Source organism: Chelativorans alearensis (genome assembly GCF_010993735.1).
Taxonomy (GTDB): Bacteria; Pseudomonadota; Alphaproteobacteria; order Rhizobiales; family Rhizobiaceae; genus Chelativorans; species Chelativorans alearense.
In genome coordinates this window covers 58344-73993 of sequence record NZ_WQNI01000011.1, presented here as the reverse complement: position 1 = coordinate 73993, position 15650 = coordinate 58344, and the positions used below count along the sequence as shown (strand labels likewise).

19 protein-coding genes are annotated in these 15650 nt (G+C 58.7%); 9 read left to right on the top strand and 10 right to left on the bottom strand.

Going from position 1 to position 15650, the window contains the following annotated elements; genetic code table 11:
- Positions 1 to 49 precede the first annotated feature (49 nt).
- The 5 genes from GPJ75_RS17540 (at position 50) to GPJ75_RS17520 (ending at position 1862) form a co-directional block, all read left to right on the top strand.
- Positions 50 to 259, top strand: coding sequence for a transcriptional regulator (locus GPJ75_RS17540; RefSeq protein WP_246249109.1), 210 nt, complete (start codon positions 50 to 52; stop codon positions 257 to 259).
- A gap of 94 nt (positions 260 to 353) precedes the next feature.
- A complete protein-coding gene (locus GPJ75_RS17535) occupies positions 354 to 662 on the top strand; it encodes a hypothetical protein (protein WP_163269677.1) in 309 nt (102 codons plus the stop codon).
- A 117-nt stretch (positions 663 to 779) separates the two neighbouring features.
- Positions 780 to 1070 (top strand): helix-turn-helix transcriptional regulator, encoded by a 291-nt coding sequence (locus GPJ75_RS17530; RefSeq protein ID WP_163269675.1) that lies wholly within the window; start codon positions 780 to 782, stop codon positions 1068 to 1070.
- Positions 1060 to 1443: a MerR family transcriptional regulator gene (locus tag GPJ75_RS17525; RefSeq protein WP_163269673.1), complete on the top strand. Its 384-nt coding sequence runs from the start codon at positions 1060 to 1062 to the stop codon at positions 1441 to 1443. Before GPJ75_RS17530 ends, GPJ75_RS17525 begins: the two co-directional genes overlap by 11 nt.
- Before the next feature lie 53 nt (positions 1444 to 1496).
- Positions 1497 to 1862, top strand: coding sequence for a hypothetical protein (locus GPJ75_RS17520; protein WP_163269671.1), 366 nt, complete (start codon positions 1497 to 1499; stop codon positions 1860 to 1862).
- Between the two features lie 494 nt (positions 1863 to 2356).
- Here the strand turns inward: GPJ75_RS17520 and GPJ75_RS17515 are convergent, their stop codons facing one another.
- The 4 genes from GPJ75_RS17515 to GPJ75_RS17500 form a co-directional block, all read right to left on the bottom strand.
- On the bottom strand, positions 2357 to 5425 hold the full coding sequence (locus tag GPJ75_RS17515; RefSeq protein WP_163269669.1) for a hypothetical protein: 3069 nt from the start codon (positions 5423 to 5425) through the stop codon (positions 2357 to 2359).
- Between the two features lie 69 nt (positions 5426 to 5494).
- Positions 5495 to 6208 carry a hypothetical protein gene (locus GPJ75_RS17510; RefSeq protein ID WP_163269667.1) on the bottom strand — a complete coding sequence of 238 codons (714 nt, stop codon included), beginning with the start codon at positions 6206 to 6208 and terminating at the stop codon, positions 5495 to 5497.
- Positions 6205 to 7899, bottom strand: coding sequence for a hypothetical protein (locus GPJ75_RS17505; protein WP_163269665.1), 1695 nt, complete (start codon positions 7897 to 7899; stop codon positions 6205 to 6207). Before GPJ75_RS17505 ends, GPJ75_RS17510 begins: the two co-directional genes overlap by 4 nt.
- A complete protein-coding gene (locus GPJ75_RS17500) occupies positions 7892 to 8095 on the bottom strand; it encodes a hypothetical protein (RefSeq protein ID WP_163269663.1) in 204 nt (67 codons plus the stop codon). The genes GPJ75_RS17505 and GPJ75_RS17500 overlap by 8 nt, the downstream gene beginning before the upstream one ends.
- Positions 8096 to 8268: 173 nt before the next feature.
- Here GPJ75_RS17500 and GPJ75_RS17495 point away from each other — a divergent pair, with 173 nt between their 5' ends.
- Positions 8269 to 8847: a hypothetical protein gene (locus tag GPJ75_RS17495; protein WP_163269661.1), complete on the top strand. Its 579-nt coding sequence runs from the start codon at positions 8269 to 8271 to the stop codon at positions 8845 to 8847.
- Between the two features lie 210 nt (positions 8848 to 9057).
- Here GPJ75_RS17495 and GPJ75_RS17490 read toward each other — a convergent pair whose 3' ends face one another.
- The 4 genes from GPJ75_RS17490 to GPJ75_RS17475 all read right to left on the bottom strand — a co-directional run bounded on the left by GPJ75_RS17490 (position 9058) and on the right by GPJ75_RS17475 (position 12074).
- The gene (locus tag GPJ75_RS17490; RefSeq protein WP_163269659.1) at positions 9058 to 9780 is read right to left on the bottom strand and encodes an HK97 family phage prohead protease; all 723 of its coding nucleotides are present in this window, start codon (positions 9778 to 9780) and stop codon (positions 9058 to 9060) included.
- The gene (locus GPJ75_RS17485) at positions 9777 to 10382 is read right to left on the bottom strand and encodes a hypothetical protein (protein WP_163269657.1); all 606 of its coding nucleotides are present in this window, start codon (positions 10380 to 10382) and stop codon (positions 9777 to 9779) included. The genes GPJ75_RS17490 and GPJ75_RS17485 overlap by 4 nt, the downstream gene beginning before the upstream one ends.
- Positions 10372 to 10866: a hypothetical protein gene (locus GPJ75_RS17480; protein WP_163269655.1), complete on the bottom strand. Its 495-nt coding sequence runs from the start codon at positions 10864 to 10866 to the stop codon at positions 10372 to 10374. The genes GPJ75_RS17485 and GPJ75_RS17480 overlap by 11 nt, the downstream gene beginning before the upstream one ends.
- Positions 10867 to 11273: 407 nt before the next feature.
- Positions 11274 to 12074, bottom strand: a complete 801-nt coding sequence (locus GPJ75_RS17475; RefSeq protein ID WP_163269653.1) for a hypothetical protein — start codon at positions 12072 to 12074, stop codon at positions 11274 to 11276.
- 256 nt (positions 12075 to 12330) lie between these two features.
- Between GPJ75_RS17475 and GPJ75_RS17470 the strand changes: the two genes are divergently transcribed.
- The 3 genes from GPJ75_RS17470 to GPJ75_RS17460 all read left to right on the top strand — a co-directional run bounded on the left by GPJ75_RS17470 (position 12331) and on the right by GPJ75_RS17460 (position 13642).
- Positions 12331 to 12570: a hypothetical protein gene (locus GPJ75_RS17470; protein WP_163269864.1), complete on the top strand. Its 240-nt coding sequence runs from the start codon at positions 12331 to 12333 to the stop codon at positions 12568 to 12570.
- Positions 12571 to 12950: 380 nt separating this feature from the next.
- Positions 12951 to 13097 (top strand): hypothetical protein, encoded by a 147-nt coding sequence (locus tag GPJ75_RS17465; RefSeq protein WP_163269651.1) that lies wholly within the window; start codon positions 12951 to 12953, stop codon positions 13095 to 13097.
- A gap of 107 nt (positions 13098 to 13204) precedes the next feature.
- Positions 13205 to 13642, top strand: coding sequence for a hypothetical protein (locus GPJ75_RS17460; RefSeq protein ID WP_205602569.1), 438 nt, complete (start codon positions 13205 to 13207; stop codon positions 13640 to 13642).
- A gap of 24 nt (positions 13643 to 13666) precedes the next feature.
- Here the strand turns inward: GPJ75_RS17460 and GPJ75_RS17455 are convergent, their stop codons facing one another.
- Both GPJ75_RS17455 and GPJ75_RS17450 read right to left on the bottom strand, forming a co-directional pair.
- On the bottom strand, positions 13667 to 13846 hold the full coding sequence (locus tag GPJ75_RS17455) for a hypothetical protein (RefSeq protein ID WP_163269649.1): 180 nt from the start codon (positions 13844 to 13846) through the stop codon (positions 13667 to 13669).
- A 154-nt stretch (positions 13847 to 14000) separates the two neighbouring features.
- On the bottom strand, positions 14001 to 15389 hold the full coding sequence (locus tag GPJ75_RS17450) for a hypothetical protein (protein WP_163269646.1): 1389 nt from the start codon (positions 15387 to 15389) through the stop codon (positions 14001 to 14003).
- Between the last annotated feature and the right edge of the window lie 261 nt (positions 15390 to 15650).

The window sequence follows — 15650 nt, the reverse complement described above, 5'->3', positions numbered from 1 at the left end:
CAAGGCGAAATCGCTACGGAGTATCGTTTTGTTCCCAGCCCAATGCAGAATGGCCCGTGCGGCGCTTCAGATTGGCGTGCGCGACCTTGCGAAAGCCGCCATGGTGTCGACCAATACGATTACGCGATTTGAGCGAGGCGAGCCGCTGCGTGAGCGCACCGTCAATGATATCCGCGCCGCCTTAGAATCTGCCGGCGTCATCTTCCTGGCCGATGGCGAGACGACCACGGGAGGCCCCGGTGTGCGCCTGCGCGAATGACCGGCCACCGACCGCGAGATTGACCGCGCGCCCGGCTTGCGCCACTTTGCACTTGGGCTATGGGAAAAGGGGGCACAAATGACGCTCACCACCAATGACGCAAGAGCTGTTGCGCGAACGGGGTGAGATCGCCAAGCGTATGGGCAATGCAGTGCCCGAGGCACTTGGGCATCCAAACCTAACTCTCGAACAAGCTTCGCGCATCTACCGCTTGGTGGAGAAGAGCGCACAGGATGCGGGCCGCTTTGTGGATCTGATGGAGGAGTCAGACGTCCATGAATCGCTGATCAAAGCAGCTGAGGCCCTTCAAGATATCTGGTCAACTTTGTCGGTTGCCGCAGCCAACAAGGTCCGCATCAGGCAGGGCTTGGAGCCTATCGATTTTCCAAAAGACGATGAATGAGAAATCCGGTACCTTTCAATGCCCGCTAGCCCTTTTGGTTCAATTTGACGAAATAGGCGAAAACGCATATTTTACAAACTGTTGCGCCTAAACATTAATTGTGGGATCCTCGATTCCATGACCAACGACAACAACCAACCCCGCCTCCTATCCCGCCAAGCGGCAGCCGCTTATCTCGGCGTGAGTGTGTCGACATTTCACGGCTGGGTGAAATGCGGACGCATGCCTGCACCGGTATTTGGATCCAAGCGGTGGGACCGCGAAGCGATAGACGCCGCTCTCGACCGTGAGTCTGGAATTGCGTCCTCGGTCAAGCCGGAGACGGAATACCAGCGGCGGAAGCGGGAGCGTGCGCTGGAGGAAACTCCTCTTCAGAAGTGGCGCCGAGAGACCGGCTATGGCGCGTGAGGAGCCTCCCGCCCCACTCGACACAATCTACACCGCCGACGAGGCTGCCGAACGGCTGCGCATTACTACGCGTGCGATCATCAAGCTTGGCCGCGATATCGGGGCGTGCTCACGGTACGGACGCACCTATCTTTTCAGCGAAGCGGACATTCTCGACATCTGGCAGGCTATGCGTGCCCCGCCGATTAGCTATCACGGGCGTGCCGTTCACATTCCGGCAGATGAATCGCCGGTGAATGTCGCCAGGCGCCTAGTGGAATTGACGGCCAAGAAGGCCGCCTCTGCCTCACCGAAAGCGCGCAAGCTAATGCTTCAGCGATCGAGCCGGCCATCCGCAAAGAGGCGGCTGAAGGATGAATTCGGCGAAGATTGACGCCAGTCAACCTGGCGCGCATGGTATCTGTGGGCAAATTGGGAGGGGCAAGCATGAAATCCAAAATGATCCTGGCCGCGGCCACTATGGCCGCGCTCGTAGCAGGCTGCGCGGCAGTTCAGACTGCCATGGAGTACAACCCCACTGTGCATCAGGTTGCCATGCCTGACGACACCTATCGCGTCTTCGAGCACCCCAAGGGAGACCGCATCATGACCACGGCAAGCCTCGGGAGGGCGACGGGGCAAAGCCTAACCCGCGGCATCACGTTGGGAATTGTGGCGCCGGAGACGCCGGAACAACTTCATGAGGCAGCGGCGCGCAAGTACCTCGACGATACCGGCAGAGAGGATTGCCGCATTATTAGGGGCTACCTGCTTGGACAGCCACAGTACGAGTTTTTCTTCGAGTGCCATTAAGTGCGCGCTGCCACAGGTCCGGCTTATCAGCCCGCGCCTGTCGCGTTTTAGAGGAACCCAAGATCGGATTTCCGGTAATCCGGCTCCAGGCCGGCTATCACCGTCAGCATGCGGTCAATGGCTTCTTTCAGCTCGTACAGGGGATTGAGCCTAGCGCGGCGCGTCTAGACTTCTATTCGCTTCACGATAGTGGCGCCTAGCGCACGGAATCCTCTTAAAGGATTCAGGGACTGGCCGAACTGGATAAGCCAGGAAGATTGAGGGTCTTCCTCAATATCGCCTATCGGCCTAACAACGTTAACGTGGCCGCCGCCGCCATGGCGATTCCTGGCGTAGTCAATTGCCACCTCCAATCTGTCTGTGAAATGGACGTGCTCTAGACGCTTTCCCGGAGGCAGTCCCGAAAGACGCCCGTCTCGGTACTGTTCTGCAGATGTCAGAAGGCGCTGGCCAGGCTTGAGCCCCGGCGCGCCGCCATGAAACCACTCGACTCCCTAGAACGCTAGCCAGTCTGTCGCAACGACATGATTGCTGCCGGTGGTGGCGCGGCGGTATCTATCGACACCGATGCCCCCCGTCATGTTAACCTCAAAGGTGTGCCCGATCACATACTTGCCTGTCGTTGGAACGGCTGAGCCTCCGCGACGGCAGATATTCTTGACCTTGCCGAAGTCAGCGCTGGTCGGTAGGCAGTCGACAATCATGTGACGGAAGCCAGGGCCTGCAGCATACGGTACGCCGACGCCGAGGTTCCCTGCGTCATAAGCATGCGACACGGGATCGCACAGCACCAGGTTGCTGTCATAGTCGGCTCGCGACTGCGTGGCGTCACCGTAGATCGGTTCGTAGAGGTTCATGAACTTGCACCCACGTACCCGCATACCGTAAAGGTTGAGCATCCTGATGCCTGCATTCTTCTCTGGATCCGTAGCGCCGCTGTTCCATGTGCCCGCTGTTGCAGACGTTCTGGCAGGGCTGACCTGATAGGGATCAAGGTCGAACTCGACACCGTCAACGGTCACGTCGACGAAGTATTCCGCCACCGTGCCGGCGACGAGGCTATGTGAGATGCCATGACGGCAATCCCTTACGACACCCCCGGCGATCCTGCCGTTTCTGAATGCCCACGATCTTTGATAGGTGTCGGCGGAGAGGAAGTGCAGGAAGACACCTTGCCCAAGCCGGAAACCAGTGACATCGGGCACGACGCGGAAGTTCTCTATGTCCGAGCGCAGAGTGATGCCGTTGGTGACAAAATTCGTATCCGCTACAGCCGGGTCAATCCATCCCGTGCTGTGGAACATCAGGCCGAACCCCCAATCCGAGAATTTAGCCACGCTTGGCAGCGTGCGACGGGTCGGATTACCGAACACCTCCATACCGCCGCCCTGCGGGACAGAGGCCGTGTCGAGGTCGGAATTGTAGTAGACCATCCCCGGAGCCGTCAGCGGGTCACGGATGAGTCCGCTTCCGCTGTTGTAAGCGCCCGCGATCCACGATGCCTGCACGCTGCCGACATTGATCGCTCCACTTTCCGATGAAGCAGCAGACAAGGTCGATCCGTCGTTAGACCGCGTGAGAGGGTCAAAGATTGGATTGCTAACACAGACTATATTGAGCGCCGCGTTATCGCCTTCATCCCCCACACGGCCACCGAGATAGATGCACGTTCCATGGGTGAGCTTGAGCGTGTTGCCGGAAACGACGCCGTTGCGCATTCCCAGGCAAATGAGGCCCTCGATGTCGTAGAGGTCATTGCCGATGATCTGGATGCGCTCGCAGATCGATAGTTCATCTCCGCTATCGGTCGCGTGAATGTTGATCGCATCATCGTCCGCGTGCCAGACCTCGCAGCCCATGATGGTGGCGTCGACGGTATCCGTCCAGCGCAAGCTGTCAGATGCGATGCGCTCACAGTGCAAGAGGTGGTTGGACACGCTTTCGTTTGTACGGCTACGCGAGATTTTGCCGGCGATGTCCCACATGCCGAAGCCGGTCAGCGTGATTCGCTTGAAACCGGACAGCCTGAATATATGACCGCGCCCTGTCGACGACCCACCTGCCGGCTTATGCGACCAAGTTCCTCGGAAGTTCCCTTTGCCAGCAATGCAGAAAAGGTCGCGCTCCGAACGATCCTCATTGGTGTCGTAAGTGTCAGTCTGGAAGAAATTGTAGTTCGCACCCGCGTCCAGCCCATCATCGATGAGGATATCGCCTTGGATCTCAAGATCGTAGCTGCGGCCGGCGAGCGTGATGAAGGCGCTATCTACCACCTCGGAAGGATTGATGCAGCGGAACTTTCCGTTCGGCACAAGCATTGGAATGCCTGTCGCCTCATGCAGGGCGAACATCGCCTGAAGTGCGGCTGTGTTGTCGGTTCCGGTGAACGCGCCGACAGCCCAATTGCCGCTCGCTAAATCAGTCGCGAAAGTCCCCGAGGTGTGGTCCACCAGACAGATGTAACCAAGCCGGGAGCCGGAGCTAGCCTCCCAGACGAGGTCGCCGGCGACATAAGCGGTTGCCGTAACCCAGTCGCCCTTGACCGTCTCGCCGTCCTCAAGGCTGTCGGCTCCATCCGCAGGCGCCCCGAACCAGCGAAGGTCCATCTTGTCAAAGCCGGTTCGAAGCCAGGCGAAATTTGCATCGAACGTTGACTGAACGATTATCGCCTGCCGAGTGTCTGCCGTGATCCAGCCGGAATACTCAACCGTATTGACGCGCTTGAAGGCCCCCTCGCGGCCCTCTTCGAGCAGATAGGCAACTGTCTTCTGCGTGGTATCGAGCGCGCCGAGCGCGGTTCGCGTTGCCGGGTAAGCATCTATTGCATTAGCTGCTGCCTTAGCAGCCCAATGCAGCGCAGAGAACGTTGTAGAGCCGTCGCCACCCGCCGCTACAGGGACGGGATCATCCTCGGGGCGTATGGCCCAATCTTCGGCGTAGCCCTGCGCTGCCTCTGCCCCCGCCTGAATGGCGGCGCTAGCCTGGTCAGAAAGCAACCGAAACGTCGTGCCGGACTTGTAGCCCGCGACGATCATGCCGGTGGTCAGACCGCCAATGGCAATATCGTTGCCGCTGACCGTCTTAATGGTCAGAGCAGCCGCACCGTTGAAAGCCACCGTTACCGGCGAAGCTGTATTGTTGGCAACGATCGGCAGCGCGATGAGCGCCCCACCGTCAGCATCAGGAAGCGGGATAGACGTCGTCGCAACTATGGCGTTGGCCGTACCGGCACCCGCGTTGGCGGCAGGAATAAAGCCGTAGGGCAGATCTCCAAGCCGTGTCCACGAGCCGGAGCCACTTGCGCCCTGCTTCTGATAGACGCCGTTATTGGCCGCCGTAGCGTCACCAAGCACCCACGCCATAACGTCCGCGGCGTAGGCAAGATCGGCGTCCATAGCCGCCTTGCTAGCGAAGATGACCGCGCCAGCGGCAGCACCGGCAACGCCGTTTTCAAGGTAGGTAAGAAGTTCGCGAATATCTGGTTTGTAAGGCTTCCACGTGCCCGAAGCAGGAATGTTGTCAGTGACGAAATCGCGGAATACAGTGTTGGCGGTCTGAACCATGATGAATTTCCATAAAAAAAGCCCGCTCCAAGGCGGGCGCTAAAAACAGGATTGGTGGTTAGTGTTCGGCTATTCGTAGCCGCTGCCGTCGTCGAATGTGCTGCCGTCGTCGTGAGTGACGAGCGACGGTCTAATCGTTGCTCCCACCACATCCTCGGGCCACTCGTGAAGCCGTGTGGTGGTGCAGCCATCCGCCGTAACCGTAGTTAGGTCGACATGGCCGCCAATGCCGTAGACGAGATGGCCACCGGCACTTAAATGCCGCATCTTGTGGCGACGCATGATTTCGAAAAGATCCACCCCGCAGGCGGACAGCGGCTCTGCCGCCAGGCGGCCAGGAAACCCGCAAGCAGCCAGAGCGTCCGCAGGAGGCTCCGAGCCGGCACCGTGGATCGGCATTGTTTCGTATAATACAAACGGCTCAGCGCCAGGCACCGTGTCGGAGGTGGTAAAGTAGAAAATCAGCGGCCCGGCCGTTTCAGAAATGGCACAGACAACGCCGTCGATTTCTGCGCCGCGCAGCCGTGGAAGTCGGTCGGCCAGTTCGTCGGTAAATGCCTCTAGGGTCTCATTAACGCTGGCACAATCGGACAGCTTCAAGAGGATCGCCCCGATGTGCATGAGCGCACCGACGTTGCCACGGCCGGCGAAAGCGAGGGGCACGGTAGGCGAGCGCCAACCCTTTGTTTCCAGAATCGCAATCGTACCGTCGTCCCGTACGGTTGCGCCGTCCGTAAGAAGCTCGATACGGTCTTCGTATGCAGCCGCTATGAACGCTGTCATGCCGCCCTCCGTAGTTCCAGAATGGTGCCGCCGAACGGCGTATTAAGCGCAACCTCAAGAAGTTTGTCGGCAACCTTTTGTAGCGCGTTGGCTAGGGCTTCACTAGCCGACTTGCCTGCCTGCAAGTCCTGGATAAACCCTGACATTGCGCTCTTGCCAAGGTCGCGCATGCCTTCTGCGGATTCTCGCGCCTTGTCCTGGCTTTTGGCCAGTTGCTCGGCCTGTGAAGAAGCATCTGCGTAGGCTGTTGCAAGAGTATTAATCTGCGTTGCAAGCTCTGGCGTAATCTCAAGGCCGGCCTTCTTGGCAGCGTTCTCAAGCTCAACAACTGCAGATGCCCTCTCGACGGCGAAGCCGTAATCATCAATCAGTGGATTAATGCCAGCCTGCGCAGCCGTCATGGCTGCAAGCGCTGTGGTTCGCTCACGCATCAACTCGATGGCGCGCTGCAGTTCATCGAGGCGTCCACCGCCCCCGCCGCCACCTCTGCTGCTGCCTTTGCGGCCACCGCCTTTGCGGCCACCGCCACTGCCATCATTCGACGCCGGGATAACGGTTCGCTTTGGTGGCGATTTGCCTGGCGTTGCCTGCGCAATCGCGTTCGGATCGCCAGGAGTGCCGACGACGTAACTGCGCTGCGCCTCGGCGTTTAGGTTTGCAAGCTCTCCGCGCAGTGACGCAAGCCGCGCCTGTACAGCATTGAGTGCTGCATCCACTTCGGCAGTCGAGATTCCCAATTCAACATTGCGCTCAATTGCGTCTTGCAGCGTCTTTACCCGGCGCTCCAGCACGTCAATTTCGTTAGTCACAGCAGCGACGTCCGCGACGGCCTCCTCGCCGCCCGTTATCATCTCGTGCAGTCGAACGACGGGTAGATTTTGAAGAATGTTCCGTGCTGCATCATCGAGCGTTTCTAAAATCGGAACGACGTTCAATATGGCTTTTTTCGCGTTGATCTCGAAGTTGCGAAACGCAATTTCAAACTTGTCGTCAAGCTCCTCGGCCTTACGAATTAACTCCTCATCGATCGTGCCGCCGGCCTCAGCTGCCCGCAGCGCCATCTCATCAAAGCCGGCCGCGCCATCCTTTAGGGCGTTAACAAACGAAGCACCGCCACGTCCGAATGCCTCGGTCGCCAACAGCATTCGTTCCTGTTCGCTGGCAGCGTTCTTGACGAGATCCGCATACTGGCGCAGCAGAATATCCGACGACTTGATTTCGCCGTTGGCATCGCGGATAGCTAGGCCGTTCGCCTCCAGAATATCGGCCAGCGTGCCGCCCTTGGCCTCTGCCTCGGCAATGCGCTTTGTGAACTGCTCCATTCCAACGTTGAACTCGTTGGTAGCGACACCAGCCAGACCAAACCCGAATTGAAGTTCCTGAAAAACCTTCGCGGATAAGCCAACGCGGTCCATCTGCTTCCCCATTTCGGAAAGCTCGGAAGCTACGCCGCGCACAGTGCGGACAAGGCCGGCCGCGCCACCTGCAAAAATCCCTCCTGCAAAGGCGCCGACAAACGAACGACCGATTCCCGTAAGCTGCGCGCTGACTTTGTTATTCATAATCTGGAAGCGCGACTCGATCGCCCGAGCACGCCTGTTTGCGGTGCCATTTGCCTTGGCTAGCGCTTTGTCGAACTGGTTGACTCTGGCCTCCAACGAGACCACGAGTCTCTGCATATCGTCAGCCATGGTCGGCGGCCTCCCGCAGGAGCGACCAGGCCTGCAGCATGCTGCGCGCCGTGTGGGGAGTGCCGTGGTGCGCTGAGAATAGCGCCGCAGCCGTGGCGGCGAACGCGTCTGCCACGATGCCCGCGTCCTTGCCTTCCGATATAAGACGGCGCGCAAGCCTATAGGCGCGGCGCTCGGCCGCGGTGAAATCGTTCATTGGGGTTTCCTGTGGTTTTGGTGTGGTGACGGGGAGCGCGGCGCGCTCTGCATCGCTGATTTTTTGGCGGCCTCGCCTATCGGCGGGCTGGTGAAGCCCGTTGCGCGCTCAAGCAGAAGGCGCGCAGACTACGAATCAGGAAAAAGAAATAGAGTTTATCTGGGGGATTTGGCGTGACTGAAGACTGGGAAGTGTCCCCGATGGGGTTCTCATTCTACCACAGCTTGGTCGACGACGACCCGAAAATCGCCGCACCCGCGCTCGAAGCGCTAGGGCGCGTCGCCGCCGGTTGGTCGCGATTAGAACACCACCTTGATGCACTCATCATCCAAGTTAACAAGCCGCAATACTCTGAGCGCCTTTTTGAGCAGCATCCGGTTTCGTTCTCGAAGAAGTTGGCACTGCTCAAAAAATGGTTCAACAACTACCCGCCTTTAGAGAAGTGGCAGGAGGACATTCGATACCTGGCATCCCGGCTCAAAATCTTATCAAAGGAAGACGCGCAAAAATTTCTAAGCCGCAATGTCCTTCTGCATGCCATCCCCGCTTCTTACAACGCAGAAACGGAAACCCTTACGCTGCACCACCTCAAATTTGTTGGCGACCAGATCCACACACGCCACATAGATGTATCTCTGAAACAGCTGTCCACGTTCTTTGACTTGGTGCAGATGGCTAACCACCTGCTCGGGCTTATCACCCAAGAGCTATTTACCGAGGAAGGCCACGCACAACTCGAAGGGCGTCAATAGCGGCGCCTGACGCGTGGCAGGTCAGAGCAAGCCTCGGACCGCAGCACAGCCGCACAGCCGCAACCTTGGCCTCGCCATGGCTCGTTGCCCTCAACATTTCAATCGAAAAAGTGCGTGAAGTTGTTTCCCGCCGCTCCGCGTTGGGCGCGCAGGCAGGTAGTTGACCGCCCCCCTAGGGGGGGTGCGTCCCATCGGGCACGGTGCGGCCAATCACCAGAAGTCTTGCGCGGTGTATGCGCGGGTCTTTGGTGGCTGGCTCAACCTATCCAGTGTGGCGCTAAATCGTTTGCTTGCCGTCTTGAGATCGTTGCACCGACCAATGAAGCGCAATGTGCTGCCTGAGGCTTCATCCTCAAGAGATAGTGCTGACTCAAGGTCAACCACGCGCGCGTGTGACAGCGCGACAAGGCCGTCAGTGCACAACGAAATTTCTTCTAGATCGGCAGAAGTAATCAGCCTTACATCGTGCCCGCGAATGTTGCGTGTGGTCGACTTCAGGTTACGCGTACCTACCGACACGTCTGTCCTGCTACCGCTAGCCACGAGGCTACTAATAATCGCGCCCGCCTGGTTTCTTGGCACTTCGTACTCAAACACAAGGCCCTCCTCGGTGTCGAAGAAGCGAAGGCCGGAATCTGCCAAGACAATCGCCTCGTCATGTTCCAATTGCAACTTGACGCTTTGTCCTCTAGCCAGGCTATCTTTGAAGCAGCCTGCCACGAATGTCGTAAGTTTGCCCTCGTGCGTAAACACTTCGTGATATCTACAGGCGATACCGCGAATGGCCGGCCGTTCAAATTGGCTTTCTTGGCGGTTCGCAAACATCATGCCGGAAATGCCTGGCCGCATGGAGGCTGCCATCTGAGCATTTACCTCGGAGCGCCTGGCAAGGCGCTTGTATTCTGGCGATGCAACTATCTGTTCAATGGTCATTTGGTGAGTTCCTCAGGAATATCGCGCTCACCGATAAGCCCTGCCTGTTTGATCTCGTGGATAAATGTTCCTATCGTTCCATGCCGGCCGCGGTCCATCCACGATGCGTGGTGATGTTGCATCCAATTGGCAGATAGACCTGCGTCTCCGATTTTTCGGTTGAGACCGTGTATTGCAACCTGCGCAGCGTGAGCCGACGCAAGCGCACTGCAAAGCTCGCCGACGAGCCGCTTGTATTCGGGATATAGGCGATCATGCGCCAATGCAGACGCGCGATTACGCTCTGTATCTATTTCTCGAGATAGGTGCTCCGTGGCTTCGTCTAGGTCGCGCAGACGCTCCGCGATCTCCTGTCGCCTGGAGCGCGTCGGCACAACCCTTTGAGGCGCCACGTTGCCTAGGATTTCGGCAACACGCATGGCGCGCGTCGCCTCAACGTCAGTCGGACCTTCGCTCTCTGCTAGTGCGCGATCCTCCTCCCGCAGTTTTGCTTTCTCTTCGCTAAGCGAATTCCGCTTTTCCATTAGGCCGGCAATGGTGGGGTTAAGTTCTTCCGCCTGCGGTACGGTGAAATTTTCTGTAGTTTTGGTCTTATTGAACATTGAGTATTTCCCTTGCGATCGCGCAGACCGCATCGATTGGATGGTGGGTTACGGCATAAGCGCCAATGGGCGGGCGCTCGCCGTAAACTGCGAGGCCGCGTGTGCCGTCTTGCTGTAGTGTGTGAATTTCTAACAGCGGCGTGGTTTGCCCGATGACGACTTCGCCGGCTGTCAGGTCCAGGCCGCGGCTACTGATGCCGGCAGCCGCTTCGATAATGTCGACAATGGCATCCTCAGCGCTGCCGCCTGGCCCGCGTAATCGGCCGATCGTGCGTCCGTGCTCTACTGCCGCTGTCGGCTTCATTGCCGAAAGCGCGATCAAGATTCGCGCGACGTCGCGCTGATTGGGTGGCGGAGCGTGATGATAGCCCTTAGTAATTCTGCCAGCCTCACGAAGCTTGCGAACTGTCAACACGATCGTTGAGCGCGGCAGGCGTAGGTGGCGCACAAAGGCGTCAGGCAAAATTTGCGAATAGGTGCGCACTGTGTGCCCCTTTCTGCGCTTTGCGCAAAGAACTGAAATGATGGCAAAAGGAAACTCTACCACCGCGCAAGCCCGGACGCTGGAAGGGGGTCCGCGCGGTGGGAGATCGGCGCCAGTAGGCGCGATCTGTGGTAATCGAAGAAAAAAGGCCGCCCGAAAGCGGCCCTAGTTTACCGCAGTGTTTTCAAGACACGCCACCGCGGTGTTGGTGAATTGGGTGCCGGTGCCGGAGGGGCGGCGACCGGCTCGTCAACGCCATTGGGGTAACGCTGACGAAATTGTCGGTGGGTACCGCCCTTGGGTAGCGCCCAGCGTCAGGCAGAAGCCCTGAATAAAAAAGGCCGCCCCAAAAGGAACGGCCTGTATCTCTCCCCCTTACCCGTTGGGATTTGGAAATGGGGGTACCCCTATGCGGCTATGCGCCGGCGTTGCCAGAACTCGTCCAGTGCCTGGAATCCGAGAAACACTAATGCTCGGCCCGCCCCATTTGCGCCCTTCGGGTTTCTCGCTCCATGTCCGCGGCCGATCGTTTCCAATTTCTCGCCGCCGACCACTGCCGCCTCGAGCGCCTCCCGAAGCCAGCCAAGCGCAGCCTGAGCGAGAGCTAGTTCCCGGTTGGCGTCGATGCGGTGCAGAAGCGGCCAGTCACCGCTCCACTTCTTCGGAATGGGCTTCGCGCTCTGCTTCCCATGCATGTCTAGCCGCGCCTTCTTGCCTGCCACCTTCTTCGCGCCCTTGTCGAGAAGCTTACCGGTGCTTTCATCTAGGTCGGTGCGGTGCATCAGATAGATATTGTCGGCCATGTCTTTGCCGATGAGGTCGACGGACGAGTTTGCCGCGTCAAAGAGATCTCGATATCTCTCGGCCAGGGCGAGACAATGATCATGGCCCTCCGCCTTCAAGAGCTTGGCGAGTGGCCAGTCTTGGTTATCGTTTGCATGCTGTCCGCTGAAGCGTTGCGAAGAGCACCACGCCGCTTGTGCACGAATGCGATGCTCGTCGTCCGGCCCGTCTGCCGCCGTGAACACCTGCTTACCGCGCAGCTTTACGGTCGTTCGTGTTGGAGACCACTCTAGATCTTTGCGGCTCTCCACGAGGCGGATTGGAAGCCTGCAGGCGTCGAAGACTGCGGGGTCCTTTTCGTTAATCGTCGGTTCGTTATCGTTAGCCGCGCACGGCACAGCCGCACGCGTGGAAATATTCTGCATGAAGATGTTTCCCCAATGTGGTGTTGTGTTGGCCGCGTTCCCTCACGGCCGGGGCTTACGCCGCTGCTCTATCCCTCGCGCGGCGTTATGCTCTCAATCAATATATTGTATGCGATTTCGCCTATAATGTCAAGATGTAGTGCTATCTTGGCAGGGCTTGTCTGATGGTTCTTATGAAGAGTGAGCAGATATCTCAAGACGCGCACCCCACTCTTGTTGCTTTGTCTCCCTGCGTGGTAAGGGCGTCGGCATGAAAATGCGCAAGGCAGACATTCCCGCGTTTGTACATGCCGTTATCGATACAGGCTGCGAAATTTGCGCTGTCGGCCACCGCTGGTATGTGTTCGGTGATGGCGATCTGCCGCCAGCCCAGCGGGATGCGATCGCACCAAGGTTGCGCGAGATCGAGGAGACGTTTGGCGAGCGTGACCACTTGAAGATGGAAATTGTCGCCTATCTTCGGTCGATAGGGCGCTATATCGAGATTGAACGATAAAGTACCCTCCGCCCACGCGCGCGTTGCGCGCGCACGCGTGAGAAAAACTGTATTAGCAATAACGCTGCAGGACGCCGCTGGTCCGCATGGCGACTGCCTGCGACCTGTTGGTACCCCCGGCCATGCCGCCTCCAAGATGCGCAGGGGCCACGGTGCGGAAGCCCCGGATTCGATTCGATGTAGGCGAGTCTGATTGGATCTGTGAATGTCAAGAAATTTGTTTCTCGTGATGCACTTTCAGTCTCCGTGCGGGCTGGGGATGTGAAAAACTGGCGGGCAGGCCGATCGGGGGCTTGCCACACCGTCAAGAATATGCCGACATCTAGAAATCGGCAGAAAAAAGCCGTCTCCAAAAGAGTTTAAATGGAGACGTACGCCTAATGCCGAAGAAATCCCGCAAGCAGAAGAAGGCCAACCGCCGAGGTCGGCTGCGCCACTTGACGGCGCGGACCGTGGATATTGCTGTCTGCATCATCATCAAGGACGTCATTCGGCTGGCCTATGATGCAATTGCCGGTTTCATCTAGGGTTACCTATCAAGAACCTCACGAAATTTTGCTATCGGTTACGTTTGGTGTTACGATGTATCACTTGCGCGCAATCAGGCGCGCCTGTCCTACTGATTGGACACATCATGAACATCCCTGAATGGACTAAGCCCGCCATCTATGGCGCGGCAGGCGGCGCCATAGCGCTTGCAATCGTTGGTTTTACGTGGGGCGGCTGGGTGACCGGCAGCACCGCTTCGACCATGGCTGCACAGGCTTCGCAGGATGCACGAGAGCAGCTGGTCGCCTCAATCTGCGTGGAAAGCTTCATTTCCAACCCGAATGCAGCCAGGAACCTGATCGATCTGAAGGAAGCCAGTAGCTATCAACAAGACGACTTCATTGAGGACGGCGGCTGGATAACGCTCGCCGGTCTGAAGGAGGAAGAACAGGTATCGGGAGCGGCAGATGTCTGCGCCGACCGGCTTGTCGCCATGGAAGGCCTACCGGAGCGCGCGATGCCTAAAGCATCCGCCGTCGACACAGAAGCCGTCGACGCCAAACCGACCGCCACGGGAGGCTGAGTAAACACGACCCGTCCCCCGGTTTCATTGCCGGGGAGACGCCTGACGTGCCGTCTCTGCAAGCGTATGGCTGTTGTCATTGGCGGGCCGCAGGTCCGGCCGCAGCGCATAGAATTCTTCCCACGTAATCCGCCTGCCGCGGTAGGGACGCGCGCTCTCGGTGGTGTCAGTGGTGCTCGTGGTGCGGTCGGTGGTTGTGGTCATACTGCTTCCCCCTGCTTTTGATTGTCGTTCGCAGCCAGCCACCGAAGCTCGGCGACCAGCTCGGATTTGTCTTCGTGAAATCGGAATGGATCCCGGTGCGATGGCGCCAACCGCGCTAGGCGGTCGGCTATGTCGTGGAGGCGGTCGGCGACGCTCATGCTGCCTCCGATTCGTCATCGTCGTGTGCGCCGAAATACATGCCCGCGCGTGCTTCCGCTTCCTCATCGTCATCATCATCATCGCGCTGCCAACCGCTGGCGGAAACGGGATGACGCGCCATAACCTCGAAAAAGTTCGGCCGGGGCGGACGCGGCTTGGTGGGTGGGTAGTCACCGGCACGGGCGGCATCATCATGTGACCGATCACATGATGCGTTATCGTTCGCGGCCATAGTGTCGGATTCCGACAGTGACTCATTCTCGGGCGCAGGCTCATATTCGTACTCACCAAACTTGGTGCGCAGCACGCGGACGAAGCGGAGGCCAATGAGTTGACCGCTATCTTCGAGGTCGGTGATGCCCAGCGCAGCGGTCAGGCGGTTGAGCCTGCGCTGTCCCTTGCACTGTGCGTCCTCATTGGGCGACTCCAGGCAGATGAACGCTTCGTCCTCCTCGCCTTCTTCATCGTCACGAAGATACAGGTTTAGCCAGGTGGAGCCGTCTTCCTTCTCGACTTCAGCACTGGTGATGGTCAGCAACTGGCGTATTTCGCGGAAGGGCTCTGCGGATGGCTGCGGCTTGCCCGCCTTCGCGGCGTGCTTCTTCGGCTTGTCTTTGGCCTTGAACGCGGTTGGCGGCTCGCACTCATATTCCTCCTGCTCAATCCAGCGCCGCAGGTGCATGCGCTCGACGCCGTCGCCCGCCGCTTCCCGCCAAGCCTTTGCAGCGGCAACCATGGTGGCGTGCTGGTCTGCATCCGGCACGAGCTTGTCGTAGGCAGCGCGCGCGTCGGCCTTCTTCCTCCTTACGCCATAGGTTCGCCAAAGCTCTTCAAAACCCTCTTCCGCCGTTTCCGCCGCGGTGGCCGCTAGGCCGACCGTGGGCGGCGCCGAAGGCGCGGCGGGATCATTCCTACTTTCTTGTAAACCCGGCTTGTCAGCCGGTTTAAGTAAGTAGGATTTGTTGCACATGGGTGCAGCGCTATCGTCGCTAGCGTTGCACATGGGTGAAACACTTGCGTTGCACATGGGTGCAACACTAGGTTCATCTGCCTTAGCGTTGCACATGGGTGAAACGCTAGACCAATTAGGAATGTATTCCGTTGGGCGGGTGCCGATGCCAACTCGTTGGCTGACGTAGCCCCACTCCACAAGTTCCCGGCAAGCTTTAATGATGATGCGGCCCGACATTCCGGTGGCGCGCTCAATATAGCGAACGCTGGCGCGGCCGTTGCCCTTGGCCTGCATGTAGCGGTCGATGATTACCCAGGCCACCTTACTATGGCGCCCCGCGGTACGCCGGTCCAGTGCGATGGCACCAAGGGTCCACCATTGCGACAGTAGTGTGCCTGGCTTGGCCGTGTGCGGCTCTTTATCGTCCTTCATGGGCTGTAGCCTCCAAGGCGGCTACAGCCGCCGCCGTAATGCGCGAGGCAAGCGCCGGATGGAAGCTCGCGACATGCCGACCGCAACTGTTGGGCGCATACGTGCGCCGCAGCCCGTCGCGGGAGCGCTTGAGGAGAAGGCCAAAAAGGCGCAGATGCTCGTTTATCTCGATGTCAAAACGCGCTTCCGCGCCCGACCCCCGCAAGGGTCGGATGGATAGAATTCGCATTGTGTTTTCCTTTGTGAGTCTTGTGGTGCGGA